Source organism: Arthrobacter sp. NPDC093128 (assembly GCF_040683875.1).
Lineage (GTDB): Bacteria > Actinomycetota > Actinomycetes > Actinomycetales > Micrococcaceae > Arthrobacter.
The window spans coordinates 110,108-132,288 of the sequence record NZ_JBFBEY010000003.1; the positions used below are offsets into that span (position 1 = coordinate 110,108).

A 22,181-nucleotide genomic window follows, 5' to 3' on the forward strand; every position below is an offset into this window, starting at 1 on the left:
CGGGGACTGCCCGGTTCACCAGTCAGTTCAGCGGGACAGAAGCCTGGATGAGTGGACGACTGCCGGTAGGATCCAAGGCATGAAGATCACCTGCGACTTTCTCGGCGGCCCGTTTCATGGGCAGCGCAAGGACATTGACGAATCCGAGCTGCCGATGGCCGTGAAGGGCGGAACTTACCGGCTGTCCGGACCAGTGGGCGGTCCGGCCGTGGGCCTCTTCCTGCCCCACCGGGAAACGCCGCGTAGCCCCGGCGACCCGATCACTGTGGGCGAGCCGTTCCCGCTGGACGAAACCAATGTCGGTGACTGCAGTGGCGAGAAGGTTGACGGCAGCGGGATCTTCACCGCGTATTGCGCCCTGGACGAAGGTCACGGCGGCCGGCACGTCGCTTCCGACGGTGAGACCGTTGTGGAGGCCTGGGACTAGCGCGTATTGAGGATCTGCTGAGCTTCATCAAGCGGCCTTTTCCCCCATGGTCCCGGGGCCCATCGTCCCCTTGAGCGGACCGTACCGGTGACATTCGACTACTGCTGCGGGTTATGCCCATTGTGGGTTGGGTGGAGCCCTCCGCACAGCTCAAAGCTGGTCGGTTTCTCACGGACGTCGCAACAGGGGTCTGCCTTGAACATACCTGCTGAGGCCGGGATCGAATACTAGTACTACTCCCGGAATGAGGTGTGGCCCTTCGGGTACCGTCATCGGGCAGTTTTGCAGGCGAGTCTTATTGGATGAGTAAGGCTCCGGATGCTGGCCTTCTCTAATGAAATCCTGGTCTGACGGGCGACCCGTGAGGGAGTGTCTTGCGGCACGGATTCTAAACCGGGACAGCAGGACGTGCCGCAGCGGGGCAGCCGGAGTCTTGACAGCCGATTGCTATCAGGAATCAGGTGTCGCGAACGGGATGGGGCCACGCTGATGACAGACACAGGAGCTAAACAAATGGGGACGATGATCGGCGCTGTGCACTCTATGGGGGGCGAGCCGCCTCGGCTCGAACGCGTGCTACTTCCCGAGCGGCATGAGTTCGAGGTGGTAGTTCCGGACGGCTCGGGGGGTCCGGGGGTATGTGACCAGCTATGAGGTTTGGGACTCGTTTGTGCGGGTGAACGTGACTTTTATCGATCAACCGCTGCGGAGCGGGCGCGAAGACGCGCTCGTTCTACGGCTCTCAGACGGCACATTCGCGAAGATGGTTCACGGGAATGGCGGCGGGAGTGACCGGTCAGCGTTATGGGAACGGCGTTCGCCCGCCCGCTCGTCGCCCAGACTGCGACGCTCGGGCTCGGACGGGACCCGCGCAGACCCCCAGTGCCTCGCATTGTCCAGGATCCGCGAGGCGTGGTGCTGCCTGCTCGCGATCCTACCGAGGATATGGTTTTCACACCGATCATGGACCTCGCGCTCCCGTAGCGGATCTGGCGGCGGGACTCACCATCCGTTCCCGTTATCCAAAATGGGGGAGCGTTGGCTTCTGGCGTCTCTTGCGGTCAGTGTTGGCTGGGCGTAACGTCCGCAGCATAAGGGTTGCCTTTGGAGGCCTCCATGCGTGTGCTGCTACGCCATTTCATCTCCATGACATCAGTCTTGTCCGTCTGCCTCGGCCTTTCGGGGTGCACCGTCGCCGAGGCGCCATCCCCCGCACCGACTACGGAGGCGCCATCCCCCGCACCGACTACGGAGGCGCCATCCCCCGCACCGACTACGGAGGCCCGCACGGTCCCACCGGTGCCCACGGTTCCACCGCTGCCGGAGAGCGGCGACATCGACGCTGGTACATACCTCGTCACCAGCTTCGCAGAGAATTTCGAGATCACCGTCCCAGACGGCTGGGTGAGTGAAGGCGGCGCCGGCGTGGGCAAGGACGACCCGGATCACCCGGATGAAATGGCGGTCTTCGTGGGTTGGTGGCCCTCCGACCATGTGCCGAGGGACGCATGCGCGTGGCAGGGCGCGCTCGTCGAGGTCAATCCATCGGCTAAGCGTTCGTCGACGCGTTGACGGCGCAGACGTCAACCGTGAGCACCCCTCCCGTCGAGGTCGTGGTGGGCGACTACTCCGGCGTCGAGTTCGACCACTCCGTCGAGGGCGACGTGGATATCAAAGCCTGCGACAATGGTCAGTTTTGCGTTCACTCAGAATATTCGAACCTATGCACCCGCTGGTACTCGAGCGTCGCTGAGCGCGAAACCTACCGGGTGGTCAACCTGAACGGCCAGCGCGCTATGTTCTGGGTGGTCCAATTCCACGAATCGATCAATCCGGAGCTGACACGAGAGGCACGCGCCGTCTTCGACTCGATCGTGTTCAAGGTCCGACAATTTACCAGCTGATGCGATACGCGATCTCCTTACGGGACGGAAGAACCAGATACTGCTAACTTGGCCGCTGCGTCGTGATAAGTCGCAAACTTGGCGGATGCGCTGGACCAATTCAGCACAGCTCTGGGGCGGCTGTTGATCTCCGTTGCGGCGAAGAGGGCATCCGCCGGTTTGATGGTGCTTAGGTCATCTCCTTTCGGGGAGCAAATCCGTCTAGCGTTTGCGGCCCATGATGCGTTCGATGGCCTCTGCCTCACGTTGCGCCTCCCGTTCCGGGTCGATACGCGGCGCACTTGCGCTGGCTCCCAGTACCTGACTGTAACTGGTGCGGCTCCGGTACTGCCTGAGTGCGTCCGTCCGCCGTTCCACCGGCGTCGCCGGCGGTCTGGTGTCCGCCGTGCCAGCGCCTCATGATGGGCGTTGAGTTGTGCCAGCCGGGCCGGTTCCGGCTTGTGCCAATGAATTCAGCCATCCCAGGTGGAGGCACGAGGGATCCTGCGTCCGACAGGCTCCACTCGGACAGCGGGGCGGAGGCGTAGTGGGTGGGAGACAGAATGTACCGCTCAGCCGTGGGGTGGCGGTAACGGCCGGAGTCTTTGGCCACAAGGACACCGAGGGACTCGTAGGCCATGTCCAGGACGACACTGGTCAGCGGCAGATCGAGGACCACGTCAGGAACGTCCGGAGACCACAGCCATACGTCACGGATGCCCGCCGTCTGATAGCCGCCGTGGCGGTGATCCCACTCTTTGCTGTCCATTGGTTTGCGCTGGACCTCGAATGCCAGATGCCGGCCGGAGGCAGCTGTTGCTCTGACGTCGCTGCGCAGTCGGACGCCGGGAATCCAGACCTCATCTTCGACGGACCAAGGAAGGATGTGGTGCTGGTCTCTGGCCCAGTCCATGATGAAGCGCTTGCCGTGCAGGTGCTCAGCGGTCTCGCCGTAGCGGCGCAGGCCGTCGGGAGCCTCGCCGGCCTGATGGCGGAAATGCTTGCATCGTGTTTTGGCGTCGACGAGCTGGACCGGAACTTCACGGCCCGCTTCCTTGCAGTCGATGCAGACGATCTCCTTGGAGCCCTTGTACCCGTAGCGGTCGTAGTAGGAGTTGTTTCCCCGGCCCATGGCCCCAGCTATGACAACCTGTCCGTCCGCGTTGTTGTAGGCGACGAGGGGATCTGACGGTTCCCACTTGCGGGGAGTAAGCCGACGTATCTCGATCATGGGCACAGTATGAGCCGAAGGGCCGACATTTCGTCGTAGGGTCAGAAAAAAGACTTGTGCTACTTCAAGAAGACCAAAACGCTGGTGACAAAACCTCTAGCGGCTATCAGACGGCGGGCTCCGTGCGGGGCTTCCACCAAGGGTTACGAACCTCAATTTCGGGGTGGTGCTCCGTGACCCACTCAGCCATCCGACGCCCACGTCCCGCAATGAACTGGAGCGTGGCATTCCGGTACGTCGCGTATTCCTCTTTTGTGACCGGTATGCCCGAGCGCTCGAAGTCTTCGCAGGGCAGGTAGAACCGAACGGCTTTGTAGTCGGGTGTCACAAGGTCTTGAAAGTGAAAGAAGTCTACGAACTCCTTGAATCCTTGCTCCCGCTGCCCGAAGAGCTCGAAGAAAACCTTGTAGGCGGTGATGACGGCGAAGAAGTCCGCGTAGGCGTCTTTGAGGGCGCCGACGGGGGCGTTCTCCGACTCTCCGGTGTAGTGCCGCCGGATGCACTCAAGGGTAAGGTCCATACGATCAGCGATCAGCCGACCCGAGGGACCGAACCCCCGGGCCTGGTTCATGGTGGGTTGGCCCTTCCTGACGGGCCAAATCATCGCGCTGCCGATGGTGTACGCCGGGTCGAGGTAGGCGGACTTCTGGTCATCGCCCAGACTGGCCATCGCGTCAGCCAGGGATCTCGGGGTTGACCTTCCGGTGTAGGAGCTGGTGATGGCGTCGCTGCCGTAGCAATGCCTATCTTCTTTGGCGTCGGTGAAGACGAGGTACTCGCGCTTTCTGGTTGTCACCTTAGGGGCGAAAAGGACGCCGGGGCGCAGTTCCTTGCTCCACAGCAACTCGTGGTCCCACCGGAGCAACTTGCTGTGTGAGTCGGGGTCGCGCTGGCTCGCCGAAGGTGTGTCCGTCTTGTAGTCGAACGAAGTGTCGAAGACGCGTGGCAGATGCTTCTGCGGGTATTTCGGATCCCTCAAGATTCCCCCAAAAACCAGAGTGATGAGACGCGTTCATCGTACGGGAGACAGGATCTCACCGCACTGGTTTGCCAGCCCTTTAGTTTTGGTTGACGACGCCAGGAGCACGGCCCCGACGTACCCGACTGGCGCCCATAGGATGGTGCAGTGACTGATCAAACCTCACAGCGTCGCTTCCTGACAGTCGAGCAGGCAGCCGAAGAACTCAACGTGAAATCGAGCCTCATCCGGGGGCTGATCAGCAGTGGAGAGCTGCGCGCTCTGCAGGTCGGCGGGAGGGGTTATCTTGGGCAGCTTGCCAATGGAGAGCGTTCTTGTGCCGGAATCCCAGGGCGTAGGTCCGGATGATCCCCATTGCTTTCTGTTCGGATTGTGAGGATCAATACGCCGTAGCAGTGCAATTTAAAGGTAGTGATCTGGCAGAGCCTTAATGCGGTCGGACGACTTGCCCGCCATGTCGCGATTTAATGCGCTGAATAGATTTTTAGGGAACTACTCACACCGCAGCTCAGAAGCAAGAGAGAGGAGCGTGGCTAATCCAGGTTGATCTGCGCGCCAGCGTCTTTGCAGGCTTCAACGACAGAGTTCTGGTGCAGGAAGAAGGCCGTGCCGTTGTCTTCCGTTTGAGATGCTTGGTAGGCGGCCGCGTACCGGTACGACTCCTGCATCTCCACTAAAACATCACCGTGAGCCATATCGGCAGCCGCTTTGATTCGTGCGGGCAAGCCTTTGAATTCGGCGCGAACGTCCGCTTGGCTTAGGATTCCTGCCTTTTGGCCTTCAACGGCAGATGCTAGATCGTTGTTCGCGCTTTCGTACAGGGTGCAAGCATCTGCATTCGCTCCCGTCTGAGAGAAAACACTCCCGAGCAACAGGCCGGCGAAGATCAACACTGCCGCCACGCCTCCGATGGCCCACCACCACCGGGCGCTCATACGGCGCCGGCCTGCAGGTGCTTGAAATTGAAGAGGTGCAGGCACTCCGGGATGCCCAGGAAGCAGCGGAGCGGTAGTGCGTTGTAATTCGGGAGGAAGAGTGTAACCGTCCTGTGTGTAAGGCGCTGGAGTCTGCGCGTACGTCCCAGATGCCTGTGCGTAGGGTCCTGAAGAGTAGTAGGGGGATCGGGGCGGGGCTGCCAGGCGCTTTTGTTTGGCGAGTTCCAATCCCAGAAGGAGTCCGATAGGAATGGCTAGGGGCAAACTGACCATGAGCAGCGCAAAGTTGAACAGATCAAGCAGCGGGCCGATGATTCCGAGCATGACAGCCGACGCCGACGTACTCAGCAGGGTCACTGGGGCCCACTTGGCCTGTGCACCAAGCTTCACCAGTATCAGGATGCCGACAGTGATGTTGCCAAGCGCCGTCAGGAAGAGCAGGAGGGCCATGAAGCCTAAGTGGATGTCTTCGAGCATCACCAAGGCTGGAAGGAGAAGCAAAACACCCAATATGATTCCGACAATCCCTGCTGCCTTTCTGCGGCCCGACGCCTTCATCTCGGGCTGGCCGGGGCGGGGGGCGGGTGCGTACTGTGGCGCGTACGGCTGCTTGCCGTAATCGGCCGGCGCGTAAGATCCTGGCTCTGGCGCGACCGGCTGCTGGTGGGGTGCCTGGTACGGCTGCTTGCCGTAATCGGCCGGCGCGTAAGATCCTGGCTCTGGCGCCTGGTTCGAGCTGCCCGCGGGAGCCGGCTGGTTCTGCGGCTGCGGTTCCGGCGAAATCGGCGGAATTTTTTCGGTCAAGGGTCCCCCAGTGAGTGATGACTGATTCCCTGTCAGATTACATGTGCGGTGCGGGGTCCTGGCTTTACGCACATAGGCCTAGAGGCCGTGCCGCAGGCGAGCAGATGCAGCGTTGGCCTTCAACGCAGGATCCCGCTCCGCAGCAGCTTCCCACGCACTGGAACACAACGCCCGGACAACGTCTCGAAAAACGTTCAACCTCACGGTTCCCGAAGAGTGTTAGTTTCAGAGCCGGGGAATGCCATAACGCACGATCCTGACAACGGAAATCGAGTCAAGATAACAGGGGCCTGTGGCGCATTGGCCTTCAGGATATTGAAGACTACATCGCCGAAGCGTACCGACGCACAGCTGCTCAAATCGCCGCCGGCGATCTCCCGGACGATGGGGAACAGGACAGCCGGTAGTGCTCTTCAGCGTCGCTGACACGCCAGTGCGACGGTCAGTCGAGCAGATTGACAGTGAACCGGATGCCGTATTCAAAGAGAGGCTGGCCGCCGCTGACGAGTGATAGTTATAAGCACATAGCCCGGCGGGAGGTAACGTCACGGACATGGGGACGACAGAAACGGGCCATGACCAACGCGACGCCGAATCAAGTGGCCGAAAGTTGAATGCAGGTCTTCTTTCCTTGCTGATCCTGGTGCTCAATACGACAGGAGTCTTCTGGGCTGTGTGGGCCGTCGGGGACGGTGTCGACTCCGGGATTGGCCTGTTCTACTTCCTCTTCAGCGTCACCTTCCCCGCAACCCTTGCCACTATCGCCCTGGGCGTCGTCAGTGTCGTCCGTCGCCGGGGCCGCGTTCCGGGCACCATCGCCCTCACCATCACCGCCGGTGTCCTGATCTGGTTCGTTTACGGCTTCCTGGAGTCTCAGGTGTTCTGAAAGACCCTGTGATAATGGGGAATTCTTCGTATGTCCTGTACGTTGCAGGACCGGTAACACCAGAGCAACAGAGAAGGAGATGCACTTCCGTGGCCACCGATTACGATGAACTGCGCACCGACGTCAAGGAATCCCAGGAAAACTCACTGGAGGCCCTGAAGTCTGCCAAAGCACCGGACGCCCAGTCCGTGGTCCGGGAGCTCGACGAGGCTGACACTCTGGACGGCCTGACTCCCGGCGGCGAGTTCATTGCCGAAGAGCTCGTTGTGCAGGTTATTCCCCAGGCCGACGACGAGTTCACCTGCTGGTCCTGCTTCCTGGTCCGCCACCGCTCGCAGAAGGCACGCGAGAAGGACGGCCATGCCTACTGCGTCGAATGTGAAGGCTGAACGGTTCTGGCCGGCTGTCCCGGAGCATATCTGGGACAGCATCCGCGAAGAGTTCACCCTGCCGACGGCGGCAGATCTGGAGGCGCACTTCCAAGCTCTCGGTCAGCCCGAGGCCATGCGCCGGGCGGTGAGGGTGTTCTTATCCGGACTACGGAGGTGACGTTCCCGCAGCCCGGTGCCAATCTGACGCCGCCCTGGCATCATTCGTCAACGATGACGTGGTGGTCGGGTTGCGGTCGCTCTCGACGTTTCAACTCGGACCCGGCAAGGGTCCCCTGATAGAAGGAGAAGAGTGCGCAAGCGAAGGCCGCTATGGATACCCAGGTCTTCAGCGACATATCCCATTCAAACAGCACAATGCTGAAGAGAACGAGACTTGTGCCAGTGAGAACTCGGCTTAGTCTCAAAGAACTGAGCTGAGCTATGGATGACCGATGCAACTGTTCTCGATACATGGCTAAAGCTAACAAGATTGCATCAGGAACGATAGGTGACTGTTGGTTCAGCCTTGGCCACCGAGTCGATGGCGTCCCGATCAAGGTTCTGTCCCTCTGGCTCGTGGAATCCCGAGTTCGACGGTTCCTTGGCGGTTCTGCAGTTTATACATCTGCGCGAGTTTCATTTCGGCGCTGTTGAGCGTGACCCGCAGTCCTTCGGCATCGCCGAGCCAGCCGTGTTGTTCGGCTTCGGTAATGCGTTCTTCGAGGTTGTCGATGATGTCCTGGAGCCTGTTGATCTGGCTGGGATCCGGACGGAGAAGGGCACAGCGGAGGCAGGCGTGTTCGTGTTGGCAGCCTGTGCCGTAGGCGCGTCCGCAGCTGCCCAAGCTGAGTTTGCGCTGAACGAAGTGGGCTTCGAATTCGTCCCATTCGGCGGCGGTTGGTTCGCGGTATTCTTCGGTGGGCCGAATGACCCGTCGCTTTTCGATGAAGGTGCGGTGGTGCCGGATGACGTCCCTGGGATAAATCGCTGCGTATCCCTGAGTCGTCGCCAGACTGGCGTGCCCCATCAGCACCTGCACGATATGTGGAGGCAGGCCGCTGGCAAGTGCCTCGGTCGCGAAGATGCGACGGAAATCGTGCGGGGTGAACCTGACTTCGGCACCGCTGACCTTGATATGCGCGCGTCGCGCCAAGTCATTGAGTAGCGTGGAGACGGTGGCCGTCGTCATCACGTTCGGGGGTCCGGCGCCACGGCGGCGGACGAACAGGTGCGGAAGAGGTGAGCTCAGCACTTTCTCAGCTGAGTCCCATCGCTGTGTCAGCGGTGCACCACCCGTGTCCTTGGTGATACGAGAAAGCACTCGGTAGAGCACGTGCACGAGCTCGGGGCCTGCCACCATCAGACGCTCTGTGTCGGTCTTGCTCGGAGCGAAGTGCAGCAGCGGTATGGTCTCCCCGGTCCCTGGAACCTTATAGGGCTGGATGCTCATGTGCACCAACTCGAGGACTTCTTCGATCCGTGCACCGGTGTGTCGAAGTGTCTCAACAAGCGCCCAAGTCCAGAAGGCGTTGTCCTCTTCGAACGACAGGTCCCGGCTCTTTCCATTGCGCCGAATCCGGACATGTGCATATTCACTGCTCTGGAAGACTTCCCAAGCCTCGCCGTCCATGTCGATAGTTTGGCCGGCGCCGGCCGTCTTGGCATCCGCCAGGGTTGCTTCTGCTGCGCGGAGGGCCTGTTCGGCAGCCTCCACCAGACGGGGCAACACGGGAGCCAGTTCACGGGTGCGCTGTTGCATCGTTGCGATGGTCGCGCGCCGGTGCTTCACGTAACCACGGGTTTCCGCGAAGGTTACGGGGCTTGGGGCGGCCCATTGCGCCCAGAAGGCATCTTCGAGTGCCCATTGGCTGATGTCGAGATAAAACGCCCGGACGGAGAAGAAGACGCTGTAAACTTCCCGGCGCGGCGAGCCGTCGGCTTTGACTTTGACTCTGGCTTTCCAGCCAGCAGCCTGCTTCGGAGTCAGTGCGAAGTCGCGTTGATCAGGGTAGTGCTTGACGATGTCGGCGAAGAAGAGGCCGGCCAGATACCTGCCCAAAGCACAGAGCGAGGCGTAGTCGAGGCCAGCCGACCGGACCTGAAGATAGCGGATGAGTGGTTCCCGGCAGGGGCCGGTGATGTCGTAGTAGTCGACCATCTCATCCACCGTTTTCGGTCCGACGCGGAGCCGTGTGGGCATGGTCCCGGAATCGTGTCTGATCCATCCCAGCCCGTGCAGCACGGGCCATACGGCGGTCAGCCCGCTGCGGCTGACGTCGATCAGCTTCCCGGGAAGCTGGGTAGTCAGGTCGAGGATGTCTTCGGCTGTGAGCTGGCGGATCGATTTGCCTGTATGGGCCTGAATGCGACCTAAGGTGAGGATCCCGCTAGTGGCCTGGGCCGGTGAAGCCTTCGCATGGAGGAGGGCGTTTTCGAGTTCAGCTGTGTGGGCGGGATCCCGGAACCGGCTGAGTGCTTTCCAGAAGGCAAAGCGCTGACCCGCGAGCCACCGGTGGGACGGGCGCATGACGTCCAGAGCCAGCAGCGGTCCCATCGCCGCATTGAGTCCTTCGACCTCGTAGCGATTCTTCGTGTTCTTGCTTGAACCGCCGGCTATTCTGAGCCGCCACGCCAGAGCGTCATGCCCGACCTGGCCCTCGAACAGCGCCCAGCGGTCCTGCCAGGTTTCACCCGGCAACTGCCTCAAATGACCGAGTAAGCGCCGAATGCGCGCCCTGTGCTCATGCACCTGTGGCCAGTACGGGCTGCAGTCCTCAAGACGGTTGATGATGTCCTCAATGCTGGCGCTGGTCAGCGGTCCAGAAGGGATGGGCGGCAGTGCAGGCGGTTGTTGTTCCTGTGGTGGCGGCGTGTGGTCATTCCAGCTTCGTCGTGCGGTCTGGATCTTATTGATGGGCGGAGTTGTCACTGGTTCCCCCAAAGCACGCGCAACTCATCGAGGTTATAGGGCTGACCGGCCGGTGAACTGTCTGCGGCAGGGGAAGTCCTGCTGCTCAGATGGGTCCGGTAATGCTCGATGACTTCCTCCATATGCGGAACCGCATAGACCGTGGTCGTAGTCAGCGACTGGTGACCCAGTAACTCCTGGACTTCGTGAAGGCCCATCCCGCCCTCGAGCGCTCGGATCGCGAACGTGTGCCGCAGATCGTGCAGCGTCCAGTTCGAACCGAGCAGGTCGTTGCAGCGTCTCAGTACGGCGCGCATGGCTTCGTAGGTCAGAGGACGGGGCTCGCCCCGCAGCGTGAGCCAAACCGGTTCATCCGGGCCGGCGACGCCTCCTTCGAGCTGATAGAGCCGAAGCCACACGAAAGCATCAGGCGCCGCGGGCAACCATTGCAGCTGGCCGCCTTTGCGGTAAACGCCGATTAGCTGGTCACCCACGTTGACCCGGTCGCCCGTGATCCCGAGCAGCTCGCTCGCCCGTGCACCGCTGCTGACATAAAACGCCACCAACGCCCGGTCCCTGTTGGACCGCAAACGCCGGAACAGATCGTTGAACTTTCCGTCCGGGATTGATCTGGGCACCCGGTGCGCCTCGCGCTGACGCAAGGGCTGGCGCCGCACCGGGGCAAACTCCCGCTGAGGATCATGATGCGCATGGGCTCGCCCGCGGCGCAGCTCGAAAGGATTCACGATGGGCCCGTCTCCCATCCGAAGCTGGAAAGCGTAAAACTCCTTACACACCGTCGTCGTGTGGTTGATCGTCGAGGGTGAGTAACGCATTCCGAGATGCTTCTTTCCCGTGACAAGGTTCCGGCTCCCCCGCCGCTGCGGGACGTTACGATTCCCGACGAACTTCTCGGCCTGGCGCGCCCACAACACGAAGTCGCGCGCTTCAAGGGACGTTGCCTGCTCCCAGCTGACCCCGATGGCCCACAAGAATCGAAGGAACCGAAGCAACGACAAGGCGTAGGTTCGTACCGTTTGAGGCGAACGGTCCGTCGCTGCCAGCTCAAGCAGATACTCCGTGGCAGGAGCGAACTCCTCGCCCATCGCGTCGAGGATAACGAACCCAGGAACACCGGAGCGAGGAATCACCCGCCCGACGTTCGCGACAGTCAGTCCCTCCGCCCGATGCCGATCCGAACTGCGATCCGAGAGATCCATGCCCAAAGCATGACGCTGACGGGGCTCGTCCCAGCCGGCGACACGCGCCGTGAACCGTCAACTTAGTCCGGTAAACAGATCATCGACGAGGGGACCTTTTGCCCGGGGTTCCAGCTCAAGGACGGACTCTTTCACGAACCGGTGATGCGCCTTTTTGACCAGGCGATGAGCCTGAAGATTCCGCATAATGTGTTCGCTGCTTGGATGGTCAGCCCACTGCCGGCGGAATCCCGTTCCCGGCCTGTGGACATATTGGGCAGCATGACGCTTCTCCTGAGCTCCCTGGTCGCCTTGGGTGACAGGTACCGGCCGGTCGAAAAGCGCCGTTGACGGCTCGGGGTTTCTGCTCTCCCTAGCCGGCTTGGTCAGTCGGGGTCGCTGCATGCAGACACAAGAGTGCCTGCTCCTGGCACAAAGACGAATTTCGCCGGGGCACTGTGCCTCCGTTGCTGCGAAACGGGATCAGGCCTGTGGGGCACGGGATGCTCATCGTGACAGGATTCAAGCATGTCTCCCAGAACGCCGTTGCCCCAGACCATCCAGATTTACCTTCCCCAGGGTGATCCGGCAGGCATCCGGATGGCTGAGATCACCACACGTACAGTAAGGGTTTTCGAGGTGCCGCGGCCGCTTCTGAGGGACTTCAGGGACATGCCGGAATCCAAACAGGTGGCTGTCTACTTTTTGTTCGGATCATCATCCTCGGGACTGCAATCCTGCTACATCGGACAGACCGGCAACGTCGGTGACAGGCTCAAACAGCACTCGGACAAGAAGGACTTCTGGGACCGCGCTCTTGTTGCTGTGTCACTGACCAACGCCTGGACGAACACCCACACGGGATACATGGAATGGCAGGCGATCCAGAATGCTCGGCAGGCGGGACGGTACGAACTGCACAACGGCAACGAGGCATCGAACCCGCACACGCCGCCGCCACTGGAATCCGACTGCCGCGAGTATCTGGAAACCATCTCGGTTCTCCTGACGACCCTGGGGTACCCGGTGCTGGAGCCGGTGCGCGAGATCAGCATGGCCGGCACCTCCGGGGGAGGGGGCGCTCCCGAAACCATGTTCTTCAGGGAAGGCGGCACCGACGCTCGGGCCAGGCCTACCGCCGAGGGTCTGCTCGTCCTTGCGGGCTCGGTAGGCAAGGCTACAGCCCGGCCCTCCCTCTCGGCCTCATTGGCCCGCCGCCGGGTGGCATTGGTCGAACAGGGCATTGCCGAGGTCCGCGGTGATGAGTACGTCTTCGTCAAAGACCACCTGTTCAGCAGCCCCAGTACAGCAGGGGCTATCGTCATCGGCGGCAACATCAACGGACGGATCACCTGGAAGGCCGCGGACGGGCGCACCTTCCAACAACTCGAAGACCAGGCGCTCGGCACCGAGCCCTGACATCTGGGCGCCTTGCGTGCCGGCGGCGAATAACAATCGACCTAGTTGTCGATCTGGCCCCCGTCCAGGATCTGCCTGACCTCGCGGAATGCTTCGAAGCGGCGGTTGGCCCGGGCTTCTCGCACTGCCGGGTCCGGGTCCCGGAGCGCTGACCTTCCGGGGTGATAGGTCTCCACCGCCACGTACCGGGCAACCACGCTGGGTAGTTTGCGGGCGAACCGTTTCCACAGGGTTTGCGCCTCTCCACCCTGGAGAAGCACCACTTTCAGGTTTGGCATCAGCTCTATCAACCGGGTCAGCGGGTCCAGTCCTTCAGTGATCTGCGGGCTCCTCAGACCACTGGACTGATCGTGGCGGAACCAAGGGGTAGGCGTTCCATGGGGTCAGGTCAGCAGGCGTCAGGGCCACCGAGGAGAGTAGCTGGCATTGGAGCGCAGCGGAATCGTCGTCGTTTTCCACGCACAGCATTCCGGAGCCCTTAGTCTCGTGGGTCATCGGCCCGGGATCACGCAAAATGCTCAGGATCCGGGCCTCCGAGCCGCCATAGAGAGGCTCGACGTACGGCACCCACCCCCGGCCGACCGAAGGCTCAGGCTCCCGGAGGGACTCGACCAGCTGGTTCACGGCGGTGACGTGTGGAAGGTGCACACCGGCGAACTGCTCTGCTTTGAAGGCCGGGTCCCTCATCTGTTTGACCATGGATGGATACTAACTGTCGTCCGGTTCCGTCCCGGGCCTTCGCTTTGTCGTGTTTCCGCTGGTCGTGGCCTCTTCCCCTCACGAGAACGCCAGGGCAAGCAGTCTGGAACAGAGGCTGCACCATTGAGATGGTCAGGCGCGCAGTCCGGCGCTCACGGCACAGCTGTACTTAGCTGGGCACCTCCTCCCCGGTGATGTCAGAGGTATCGGCTATATTCCGCGCATGTGCAGCGAATGGTCTCCGGAACGCCGTGATATCTACGCGGTTCTTGGCTCTCCTGACTCTCGCGTTCCGGTCCAGGCCCCGGCAGACCCAAAGGAAGCCCGGCGGCTGAAGGGCGGGAATTCCTTCTATTGTTCGGGGGCTCTTGGTGGGTGCGGAGGGGAACTGACGTTTGCCATCGGTGATGTCAACGTTCCCCACTTCAGGCACCAGGGAGGAAGCAGATGCTCACTTATTTCGTCCAAATCCCTTGCTGACCGCTACACCCACCTTGCCATGCAGGAAGCATTGAGGATGTGGATCGAAACCATGCCGGGATTCTCCTGCCGCCTTGAGGTCTTCATCGAAAGCGGACGAACGGATGTTCTGGTGACAGGTCCGTCCTTTGAAGTCGCACTTGAAGTTCAACGGTCAGGGCTCTCGGCCCGCGACGCCCTGGAACGGACTGCGATTTACCACCAAAGAGCCAACTCAGTGCAGTGGCTGTACGCGTCCAGGGAGATCGTGGCCTACCAGGCAGAACTTGCTGACCGCGGATGGAGCCTGAGGATCTGGTGGGGCTGGGCCAAGAAGGAATGCAGGATCGGCGTCAGCTACGAAAGCGACAACGAGACCGAGACCGAGGTTGAAATAAAGGAAGTCGGTGGGCCGCTGGGCGACTGGGAGGTAACCGCTCGTGGTTTGGACTCGGCCCATCTCCGGCAGGCCAAAGAGGTAGTGGAACGCCGACGAGCCGCGGAGCGCGAGCGACAGCAGCAGGAGGCTGAGGACGCGCGTTTGCGTGAAGCTGCCAAAAAGGCACGGGAAGCGGCAGCGCGAAAACGGTGGGCCGAAGAACAGAGAGCATCCCAGGAGGCGCTTCTTGAAACCCTGAAGCACACCCCGGAGGGGCTGGAAAACAAATGGCCCTCGTCGTGGCCGCAGATCAAGGGCAGCCCCAGACAGGTCACATGGGCTGAATCAATCCGCGCCCGGATTGTCGGGCTCCTTCGCGAAGAGCTGGTCGAGCAGTGGCTTCCCGAAGCCAGGGGAGTGCCGGTCGCCCGGTGGCTGGCCCTGCAATCAGTTGCCGCCTTTTGGATCCATTGCCGCTTCACGGACACGCTCGCGGTAGTCCAGATGTACGAACGCCGGTTCGGTTCACCGGGGCAACCCTCAAACGGGGAATGACACGCTGTCTGGGACAGACCTTGTAGGCTTGCGTCACCCTCGACGCGCCGTCGCTGCGCCGCTGAGGACCGCGACGCATCAACTAGCATTGCTCCCAATTGACCAGCGCTGGAAGGAAACCCCTAATGCACTATGTCGTCCTGCAGGTGATCCTCAAAGAAAAACTGTGGGGAACGGGTTCGGGCAACCTGACCTCTCTGGAGAAGACCATCAATGACCAGGCCGCGAAGGGCTACCGGCTCCACACCATAACGACTGCGAGCAGCGGGAGCAAAGGTCTCGGCGGCGGTGACCGCATCCAGGCAACGATGGTGTTCGAGAGCCTGGGATAATCGCCTGTCGCAAAACGAGCTGTGAAGAAGACTTCAAGCCTGGTATCAGGATCCAGTACACCTCTGGGCCGATAACGTCTGCTCGGAGCGGAGCACGTGGCAGGTAGGAAGCTATCCGGTCACCAAGAGAAACGGGGGGTTCGTGCCAAGCGGACTTCGCCGAATTCCTGAAATGGATGCTCGGAGGCTCTGATCTCCGATATCTCCTCCTGCGTGAACCGCGGGACGTGGGTATCGAACCGGAGGATCGCACCTTCGATGATGAGCGTGGCGTACCCCTCTTCATTTCTGAAATCCGGATCAATCTCGTCCCTGACGACATCGCTGAACAGGTTTACGTACCGGGTCAACTCCAGAACGGTATCGGCGAGATATTCGCGACGTTCCTTGTATTCGTTGAGAAGTGAGTCATACAGCTCTTTGTCCCAAGCGCGTATCTTATAGAAAGCCTTGAAGCGGAGACGCTCGCCACTACGGTCTGGATCGGTATGTTCGGAAAAGGTGCTTAGTAGCTCATTTATAAAGTGCCCGATAGTCTCAATCACTTTTCGCAGGACGTCATGGCCTTTCGGCCACGGCCGTGTGGCAATCCAATGCAAGCAGGCACGTAGTCGTTCTTCTGTCGAGACAGCCATGCTTGCTTCTCCGCCGCTGAGTACGGAGCTAACGTCGGCATGCCATGTATCCAAGCTCAGCCTGGCCGTCAGATTATCGACCAGGGCTGCCCACTTTTCATCTGCGGGATTGGACGCGGCCCCAAGGGTACTTCTCACCCACGCCTCGTGCTGCGCCTTCATATCCAACAGGAAACCAACGGAGAAGTCCTCCGGGGCCTTGTCTATAAGCGCGTGGTCAGTCGGACAGAGCAGTATGAGATTGCTGTACCCATCACGCTGCTCCGGCGACAAAGGGGAATCCCCGCGGGGCCCATCGGGGCTCTTAGCCACAATGTGAGCCTCTTCGCCTACCAGAACGGCGTCGCCGTTGAAGTCGGACTGATGGGCAAGCGTTCTACGGCATGAGGGCATCGCACAATGGCTCGCCGCGCGGCCCCAAAGCAATTTTCGGGACAAAGTAGATATACCCATCCGGGTGTCCTTTCAGGTGTGGTCTGGTTCGGGCGAAGCTCTGCTAAGACCGTTCTTTCCGGTACGCGCCGGCTCTGGGTGAACGGTTCAAGGGAAAGGTACGGGCGGAAGTTAGTTGTTGGTTCCCCGTTTCCTTACAACCGAGCCTCGGCGAACCGCGGTGCCATCGACTCCATCTGCTCCATGACCAGCTTGATCGCCTCGGGCTGCTTGTCCGGCGGGTACCCGAACCGGACCAGGAGGCGCTTGATTGAGGAGCGGAGCTTAGCCTTGACGTCATCCCGCACGGTCCAGTCCGTCCGAACGTCGCGGCGCATCACGGACACCAGCTCGCGGGCGATGTCCGCGAGCACGCCTTCGCCCTGGACCTCCACGGCGGACTCATTTGAGGCCACGGCATCATAGAACGCCAGCTCGTCAGAGTTCAGTGGGGGAGTGAAGTGCGCCCCGCGGTTGCCCTCGGCCGCCACTTCGCGGGCCAGCTCCACCAACTCCGCGATGACTTCGGCCGACGTCAGCTGCTGGTTGGTGTACTTCCTCATCAGCTCGGTAATGCGCTCTGAGAACGCCCGCTGGCGGATGACGTTGTTTCGGGTCGCCTTCGCTGATTCATCGGAAATAAGCTTCCGCAGCGCCTCGATGGCTAGCTGCGGGTTTCGCGCTTGCTGCGTCTTCGCGATGAATTCCGGCGTCAGGTCATCCAGCGACGGCTTCGGCATGCCGGCAGCCTCGTAGATGTCCAGTACCTCGCCCGAGGACGTCGCGGACGCGATCAAATTGCCCAGCAGTCGCTGGATCTCCTCCGGTACCGGCTCGCCGCTGGCCTGTCGGTCGGCGGCATCGTACTTCGCCATCCAAACGCGGATCTCCTCGTACACCTGGATCTCCGGCCGCAGTTCCGCCAGAGTTTCAGAACCGGAACACAGCGCCCAGGCCCGTGAAAGCTGGCCAGAGAACCTGCGGTATTTCGCGGCCAGTGACTCTTCGCCGTCGGCCGGCTGGTTGCCGGGCGTCCCGGGGCTGCGCAAATAGCTGACCGCGCCGGTGACCGCGTTCAGGAACGCCTTCGGGCCGCCCTTCATCAGCACGGCCTTCCAGTCGTAGCCGGCGAGCAGCCCACGAAGTGAATCAACCAACGAAACCGTCAAGCCAACAGCCTCGTCAATGTTCTTGCCCACCGGCTTGTTCGTGCGGTCGTCCTTCGTGTATTCGCCCAGCGCCTTAGCCAGGTTCTCCGCCAGCGGAGCGTACGCCACCAGCAGCCCGTCCTCCTTGCCGCGGAATGTCCGGTTCACGCGGGCCAGGGTCTGCATCAGCAGGGCGCCCTTGAGCGGCCGGTCCAGGTACAGGGTGTGCAGGGGCGGGGAGTCGTAGCCGGTGAGCATCATGTCCTTGACGATCACCAGTTCCAGCTCGTCGTCGACGTCCTTGAGTCGTTCTTTCACCACAGCGTTCAACGAGTCGCGGCGCACGTGGTCGGAGACCGGGGGAACATCGGATGCAGTGCCGGAGTAGACCACCTTGATTTTGCCCTTGGCGAGGTCATCCGAATGCCAGTCGGGCCGAAGCTCAACAAGTGCCGTGTAGAGCTTCGCGCAGATTTCCCGTGTGCCGCCCACGATCATGGCCTTGCCCGGTGCCTCGATGTACTTGACCATCCTGGCGCTGCGGTTCTCCCAGTGCGTCACGAGGTCCGCGGCCAGCGCCGCGATCCGCTGCGGTGCGCCGTAGACGGCGTTCACGACGGCGACGCTAGCCTCGATGCGTGCCCGCTCGGTATCGTCCAGGCCCAGTGTGGCCTCGTCGGCCGCCTGATCAAGGATCTCCTCAGTCAGCTCCGAGGCCAGGCCCACCTTGATGAGCCGCGGTTCGAAGTACACCGGCACCGTGGCGCCATCCTCGACTGCGCGTGAGAGGTCGTAGATGTCGATGTACTCGCCGAACACGTCCTGGGTGTTGCGGTCATCGAAGGAGATCGGTGTCCCGGTAAACGCGATCAGCGTGGCGTGCGGGAGAGCGTCGCGGAGATGGCGGGCGTAGCCGTCCAGGTCGTCATAGTGGGAGCGGTGCGCCTCGTCCACCACCACGATGATGTTGCGCCGGTCCGAGAGCAGCGGGTGGTCCGAGCCGGCGTCCTTCTCCGACTTGCTGCGGCCGAACTTCTGCAAGGTGGTGAAGTAGATGCCGCCGGTAGTGCGGTTGCTCAGCTCCTCCCGAAGCTCCGACCGCTTACGGATCTGCTTCGGTGACTCCGCCAGCAGCAGGCTGCGGTCGAAGCCCTCGAACAGCTGGCCGTCGAGTTCGTTACGGTCCGTAATGACCACCACGGTGGGGTTCTTCAGCTTGGGGTGCCGTGCCACCAGGTTGGCGTAGAGTTCCATTTCCATGGACTTGCCCGAACCCTGCGTGTGCCAGACGACGCCGGCCTTGCCGTTGCTTTCCACCGCCTGGACGGTGCTGCCGACCGCTTTGGTCACGGCGAAGTACTGGTGGGGCTTGGCGATCCGCTTCATGAGCCCGTCCGAGCCGCCATCAAAGGCAGTGAAATTGCGAGTCAGCTGCAGGAAGCGCTCCTGGTTGTACAGGCCGTTGAGTGCTGTCTCCAGTGCCGTGACGGCCACGCCGTCCTCCATGTAACCGGGAGCGACCGGCAGACCGTCGTCGTCTACATTCCAGGGCGAGAAGTGATTGAGGGGAGTGAACGGCGTGCCGTACTTGGCCTGGATCCCGTCCGAGGCGAGCGTGAACACGCAGAAGCGGAACGCCATGGGGAACTCGCGCAGGTACGTCTGCAGCTGGGCGTGCGCCGAAGCCACGTCAGCGGTGGCGCTGCCGGCCTTCTTCAGCTCGATGACGCTCACCGGCATGCCGTTGCAGTACAGGACGAGGTCGAAGCGGCGCTTGTAGTCACCCTGCACCAGGGTGACCTGGTTGACGGCGAGCCAGTCGTTCTGGTCGGGATCCTGGCTCAGCAGGTGGATGGTGGGGTTGGCCTCATTGCCGTCTGAGTCGACGTAGCTGAGCCGGTAGCCGTCCACGAGGTAGTCGTGGATGCGGTGGTTTTCGGCAATGGCATCGTTGGATTTGGGCGAGGCAATCTCGGCGAGGGCCTGCTGCAGGTACTGGGCCGGAACCGTCGGGTTGAACCGCTGCAGGGCGGCGAGCAGCCGGGGCCGGATCAGCAGTTCATCCCAGGTGTCCCGCTCGCCAATGCCGGGGGCGATGGCCTGCCCGGACACCGGCCCCCAGCCGAGCGGCTCGGCCAAAAGCTCAAGGGCCATGCCCTCCCACTCGGCTTCGGAAAAGGCTACGGCGGGTGCTGATGTCACGGTGGTTCCCCCTGATGGACCGGATGTCATTCTGAAATGTCCTGCGAAAGTTCGGCTTCGAGCTCGCGGATGCTGGGCAGGCTGGCGCTGAATTCCTCGGGCAGCGACTTGACCACGGTGTCGGTCCATTCGGCGACACCGATCGGTGTTTTGTATCCCCGGAGCGCATACTCGGCGACCACGTTGTTCTTTTCCTTGCACAGCAGGAGGCCGATGGTGGGCTTGTCGTCGGCGTGGGCCAACAGGTCGTCGACGGCTGCCATATACATGCCCAGCTGCCCGAGGAAACCGGGTTCAAACCTGGTGGCCTTGAGCTCGATGACCACGTAGCAGCGCAGCCTGAGGTGGTAGAACAGCAGGTCAGCAAAGAACTCCTCCCCGTTGATCTCCAGCAGGACCTGCTCGCCGACAAATGCGAAGCCCTGTCCCAGCTCCAGCAGGAACTTCTCGACGTGCTGGATCAGCTGGTGTTCGAGTTCCCGCTCGTTGCGGCGGTCTGTCAGCGCCAGGAAATCGAAGACGTACGGGTCTTTAAGGGACTGCTGGGCCAGGTCGGAGTCCGACGGCGGCATGGTCGCCGAGAAGTTGGTAACCGCCTGCCCGGAGCGCTCGTGGAGTCTCGACTCGATCTGGTGAACCAGGACATTGCGTGACCAGCCGTGTTCAACAGAGGCATTTGCGTACCAGAGGCGTGTCCCAGGGTCGTCGAGCTTCTGGATCAGTGCCAGATGGTGGTACCACGGCAATTGTGCAAGCGGCGCTTGCACAATTGCCTCAGCCGGCCAGGTTTCGGCAAACGCCCGCATGTACTTCAGGTTTCGCGGCGAGAACCCGGAGGCCCCAGGGAACTGGCTCTTCAGATCAGCCGCAAGCCTGTCGATAATCTTGGCTCCCCAGCCTTCAAGATTCTGCCGGTCCAGGATGTCCTGCCCGATGGCGTAATAGCTGGCCAGCAGCTCCCGGTTCGCCGCAGTTATGGCCTTGGACCGGCCGGTGCTGACTTGCCGGGTGACGGAGGCAAGCAGCTCGGGGTACCACTCCGGCATGGAACTGACCGCCCGAGTGGCCGGAAACGAAGTATCCTCGGAGTACTCCCGCGCTCCCGGCTGAATCTCGCCTCCGCCCCGGTTCATACGCCTGCACCCTCCAAGACCGTTTCGGCGTCTTTGACTTGCAGCTTGCCGGACATGAGCTGAGGCAGCAGTGAGTTACGGATTTGGGTCAGGGAGCTGCTTTCAGTGCGAGCTTGAGACCCCCGACGCCCGAGACTGGTGACTTGATCGCGGAGACTCGCCGGCATGTCCCTGGGATCTAACACAGGAGTGTCCAATAGGTCGGCTGGCTTGACGCGTTGGTGACTGCCTGAGGTACCCGCGACCTTAGACTCCAATGCCAGTCCGAAAGCCGGCTGAGAGAGCATCGCCCACAGGAATGTCGTCGAAGAATAGAGGGGCTCGAGGACTAGAAATTCGGTGGACGCTAAGGCAGGAATGTCCGGAACGTTCGCGACATCCCACACCCGAGGGAACCGCGGGTTGAGTTTGGATATGAGCACAGACGGTTGCTCAATCGAAAATTTTGAACTCTTAATGTCGGTCGGTGGCGTGACCTCTGGTCGCCGACCCGCGTCAAAAGCGGGGAGGCTGAAGTGTGCGGCCTCTGCCGTTCCCATCGATTCAGGATTCTTAGTCTTTTTGTGGTACCTGACCACGACCGACAGAGGAACCGCGGGCTGCAAGGACAAGAGCATGGTGATCGCCAGCTGGTCTGAAACTTCGGCAAGTTTGGTGTTGGCGGTGATTTTGTCGTCGAGCGCCCCCAGAACCTCGGCAATCGCTCGCTGCTGTGGGATGTCAGGAAGGGTCAGAGTCATGGACCGTTGGTCGGTCAAACTCACATAGGGCGCCATATCAGTCTGCCCCTTCAACAGGTCGAGCTGCCGTGCGAAATCCGAGGACACCAGAATGTAACGCAAATAGGCCTGGCTGATGACAGATTCGTCCAGGCTGCGCCAAAAAGTAGTTTGAGGCGAGCAAACAAATTCCGGCGAATCGTCGGGGGCTACGGCAACCTTCCCAACCGTACCTTTGTGAGAGAGGATCACGTCACCCGGAGCTCCAACACCCTTGCGGATGCGGGCCCTTGCCACAGAATTAATGCGGCCAGCGGTCGTAAAGTTCACTACGCCGCTTGTCATGTCTGCTGCACGGATGAACGCAACCCCCGTAGATTCGAATTCGTCCGGCCGAGGTCGATCATTTCCGTGATTACCGTCCTCGACACGAAGCACTCCCTCGG

Annotated in this window: 20 protein-coding genes; 9 read left to right on the plus strand and 11 right to left on the minus strand. The window is 61.4% G+C overall.

The genetic code is table 11. The features are described 5' to 3' along the window. The first annotated feature begins 79 nt into the window (after positions 1-79). The 3 genes from AB0N24_RS04320 to AB0N24_RS04330 all read left to right on the plus strand — a co-directional run bounded on the left by AB0N24_RS04320 (position 80) and on the right by AB0N24_RS04330 (position 2,331). Positions 80-427: a hypothetical protein gene (locus AB0N24_RS04320; RefSeq protein WP_364120919.1), complete on the plus strand. Its 348-nt coding sequence runs from the start codon at positions 80-82 to the stop codon at positions 425-427. A 1,299-nt stretch (positions 428-1,726) separates the two neighbouring features. Next, positions 1,727-1,999 carry a hypothetical protein gene (locus AB0N24_RS04325; RefSeq protein WP_364120922.1) on the plus strand — a complete coding sequence of 91 codons (273 nt, stop codon included), beginning with the start codon at positions 1,727-1,729 and terminating at the stop codon, positions 1,997-1,999. A gap of 17 nt (positions 2,000-2,016) precedes the next feature. After that, positions 2,017-2,331, plus strand: coding sequence for a hypothetical protein (locus AB0N24_RS04330; RefSeq protein ID WP_364120925.1), 315 nt, complete (start codon positions 2,017-2,019; stop codon positions 2,329-2,331). Positions 2,332-2,572: 241 nt separating this feature from the next. On the opposite strand, the gene AB0N24_RS04335 is transcribed toward AB0N24_RS04330, so the two are convergent. Both AB0N24_RS04335 and AB0N24_RS04340 read right to left on the minus strand, forming a co-directional pair. Then, a complete protein-coding gene (locus tag AB0N24_RS04335; RefSeq protein WP_364120928.1) occupies positions 2,573-3,541 on the minus strand; it encodes a competence protein CoiA family protein in 969 nt (322 codons plus the stop codon). Positions 3,542-3,647: 106 nt separating this feature from the next. Continuing rightward, on the minus strand, positions 3,648-4,520 hold the full coding sequence (locus AB0N24_RS04340; protein WP_364120930.1) for a hypothetical protein: 873 nt from the start codon (positions 4,518-4,520) through the stop codon (positions 3,648-3,650). Between the two features lie 147 nt (positions 4,521-4,667). On the opposite strand from AB0N24_RS04340, the gene AB0N24_RS04345 reads away from it, so the two are divergent. Next, positions 4,668-4,868 (plus strand): excisionase family DNA-binding protein, encoded by a 201-nt coding sequence (locus AB0N24_RS04345; protein ID WP_364120933.1) that lies wholly within the window; start codon positions 4,668-4,670, stop codon positions 4,866-4,868. Between the two features lie 185 nt (positions 4,869-5,053). On the opposite strand, the gene AB0N24_RS04350 is transcribed toward AB0N24_RS04345, so the two are convergent. Then, complete coding sequence (locus AB0N24_RS04350) at positions 5,054-6,259, minus strand: hypothetical protein (protein ID WP_364120935.1); 1,206 nt, start codon at positions 6,257-6,259, stop codon at positions 5,054-5,056. A gap of 553 nt (positions 6,260-6,812) precedes the next feature. Between AB0N24_RS04350 and AB0N24_RS04355 the strand changes: the two genes are divergently transcribed. Both AB0N24_RS04355 and AB0N24_RS04360 read left to right on the plus strand, forming a co-directional pair. Then, positions 6,813-7,145, plus strand: a complete 333-nt coding sequence (locus tag AB0N24_RS04355) for a hypothetical protein (RefSeq protein ID WP_364120938.1) — start codon at positions 6,813-6,815, stop codon at positions 7,143-7,145. An 89-nt stretch (positions 7,146-7,234) separates the two neighbouring features. Then, a complete protein-coding gene (locus AB0N24_RS04360; RefSeq protein ID WP_364120941.1) occupies positions 7,235-7,534 on the plus strand; it encodes a DUF4193 domain-containing protein in 300 nt (99 codons plus the stop codon). A 535-nt stretch (positions 7,535-8,069) separates the two neighbouring features. Here AB0N24_RS04360 and AB0N24_RS04365 read toward each other — a convergent pair. Beyond that, positions 8,070-10,445, minus strand: coding sequence for a tyrosine-type recombinase/integrase (locus AB0N24_RS04365; RefSeq protein ID WP_364120944.1), 2,376 nt, complete (start codon positions 10,443-10,445; stop codon positions 8,070-8,072). Then, positions 10,442-11,644, minus strand: a complete 1,203-nt coding sequence (locus AB0N24_RS04370) for a tyrosine-type recombinase/integrase (RefSeq protein ID WP_364120947.1) — start codon at positions 11,642-11,644, stop codon at positions 10,442-10,444. Before AB0N24_RS04370 ends, AB0N24_RS04365 begins: the two co-directional genes overlap by 4 nt. Before the next feature lie 507 nt (positions 11,645-12,151). Here AB0N24_RS04370 and AB0N24_RS04375 point away from each other — a divergent pair. Further along, positions 12,152-13,042: a GIY-YIG nuclease family protein gene (locus tag AB0N24_RS04375; RefSeq protein ID WP_364120949.1), complete on the plus strand. Its 891-nt coding sequence runs from the start codon at positions 12,152-12,154 to the stop codon at positions 13,040-13,042. Positions 13,043-13,083: 41 nt separating this feature from the next. Here AB0N24_RS04375 and AB0N24_RS04380 read toward each other — a convergent pair whose 3' ends face one another. Continuing rightward, entirely contained in the window at positions 13,084-13,320 is a 237-nt protein-coding gene (locus tag AB0N24_RS04380; protein WP_364120952.1) for a hypothetical protein, read from the minus strand. Positions 13,321-13,354: 34 nt separating this feature from the next. Next, positions 13,355-13,741, minus strand: a complete 387-nt coding sequence (locus tag AB0N24_RS04385) for a hypothetical protein (RefSeq protein ID WP_364120955.1) — start codon at positions 13,739-13,741, stop codon at positions 13,355-13,357. A 223-nt stretch (positions 13,742-13,964) separates the two neighbouring features. Between AB0N24_RS04385 and AB0N24_RS04390 the strand changes: the two genes are divergently transcribed. Both AB0N24_RS04390 and AB0N24_RS04395 read left to right on the plus strand, forming a co-directional pair. Further along, complete coding sequence (locus AB0N24_RS04390) at positions 13,965-15,134, plus strand: competence protein CoiA family protein (RefSeq protein WP_364120958.1); 1,170 nt, start codon at positions 13,965-13,967, stop codon at positions 15,132-15,134. 125 nt (positions 15,135-15,259) lie between these two features. Continuing rightward, positions 15,260-15,466 carry a DUF4177 domain-containing protein gene (locus tag AB0N24_RS04395; RefSeq protein ID WP_230118302.1) on the plus strand — a complete coding sequence of 69 codons (207 nt, stop codon included), beginning with the start codon at positions 15,260-15,262 and terminating at the stop codon, positions 15,464-15,466. Between the two features lie 119 nt (positions 15,467-15,585). Here AB0N24_RS04395 and AB0N24_RS04400 read toward each other — a convergent pair whose 3' ends face one another. The 4 genes from AB0N24_RS04400 to AB0N24_RS04415 form a co-directional block, all read right to left on the minus strand. Then, positions 15,586-16,374 carry a hypothetical protein gene (locus tag AB0N24_RS04400; protein ID WP_364120962.1) on the minus strand — a complete coding sequence of 263 codons (789 nt, stop codon included), beginning with the start codon at positions 16,372-16,374 and terminating at the stop codon, positions 15,586-15,588. Between the two features lie 314 nt (positions 16,375-16,688). Next, entirely contained in the window at positions 16,689-19,913 is a 3,225-nt protein-coding gene (locus tag AB0N24_RS04405; RefSeq protein WP_364120965.1) for a type I restriction endonuclease subunit R, read from the minus strand. After that, a complete protein-coding gene (locus AB0N24_RS04410; protein WP_364120968.1) occupies positions 19,910-21,016 on the minus strand; it encodes a PDDEXK nuclease domain-containing protein in 1,107 nt (368 codons plus the stop codon). Before AB0N24_RS04410 ends, AB0N24_RS04405 begins: the two co-directional genes overlap by 4 nt. After that, entirely contained in the window at positions 21,013-22,065 is a 1,053-nt protein-coding gene (locus AB0N24_RS04415; RefSeq protein WP_364120971.1) for a restriction endonuclease subunit S, read from the minus strand. The genes AB0N24_RS04410 and AB0N24_RS04415 overlap by 4 nt, the downstream gene beginning before the upstream one ends. Between the last annotated feature and the right edge of the window lie 116 nt (positions 22,066-22,181).

Excerpts from the sequence above, each read along its gene's own strand:
- AB0N24_RS04395 (WP_230118302.1), top strand. The coding sequence starts at position 15,260 with ATGCACTATGTCGTCCTGCAGGTGATCCTCAAAGAAAAACTGTGGGGA.
- AB0N24_RS04385 (WP_364120955.1), bottom strand. The coding sequence starts at position 13,741 with ATGGTCAAACAGATGAGGGACCCGGCCTTCAAAGCAGAGCAGTTCGCC.
- AB0N24_RS04375 (WP_364120949.1), top strand. The coding sequence starts at position 12,152 with ATGTCTCCCAGAACGCCGTTGCCCCAGACCATCCAGATTTACCTTCCC.
- AB0N24_RS04320 (WP_364120919.1), top strand. The coding sequence starts at position 80 with ATGAAGATCACCTGCGACTTTCTCGGCGGCCCGTTTCATGGGCAGCGC.
- AB0N24_RS04335 (WP_364120928.1), bottom strand. The coding sequence starts at position 3,541 with ATGATCGAGATACGTCGGCTTACTCCCCGCAAGTGGGAACCGTCAGAT.
- AB0N24_RS04380 (WP_364120952.1), bottom strand. The coding sequence starts at position 13,320 with ATGCCAAACCTGAAAGTGGTGCTTCTCCAGGGTGGAGAGGCGCAAACC.
- AB0N24_RS04370 (WP_364120947.1), bottom strand. The coding sequence starts at position 11,644 with ATGGATCTCTCGGATCGCAGTTCGGATCGGCATCGGGCGGAGGGACTG.
- AB0N24_RS04405 (WP_364120965.1), bottom strand. The coding sequence starts at position 19,913 with ATGACATCCGGTCCATCAGGGGGAACCACCGTGACATCAGCACCCGCC.
- AB0N24_RS04355 (WP_364120938.1), top strand. The coding sequence starts at position 6,813 with ATGGGGACGACAGAAACGGGCCATGACCAACGCGACGCCGAATCAAGT.
- AB0N24_RS04410 (WP_364120968.1), bottom strand. The coding sequence starts at position 21,016 with ATGAACCGGGGCGGAGGCGAGATTCAGCCGGGAGCGCGGGAGTACTCC.
- AB0N24_RS04390 (WP_364120958.1), top strand. The coding sequence starts at position 13,965 with ATGTGCAGCGAATGGTCTCCGGAACGCCGTGATATCTACGCGGTTCTT.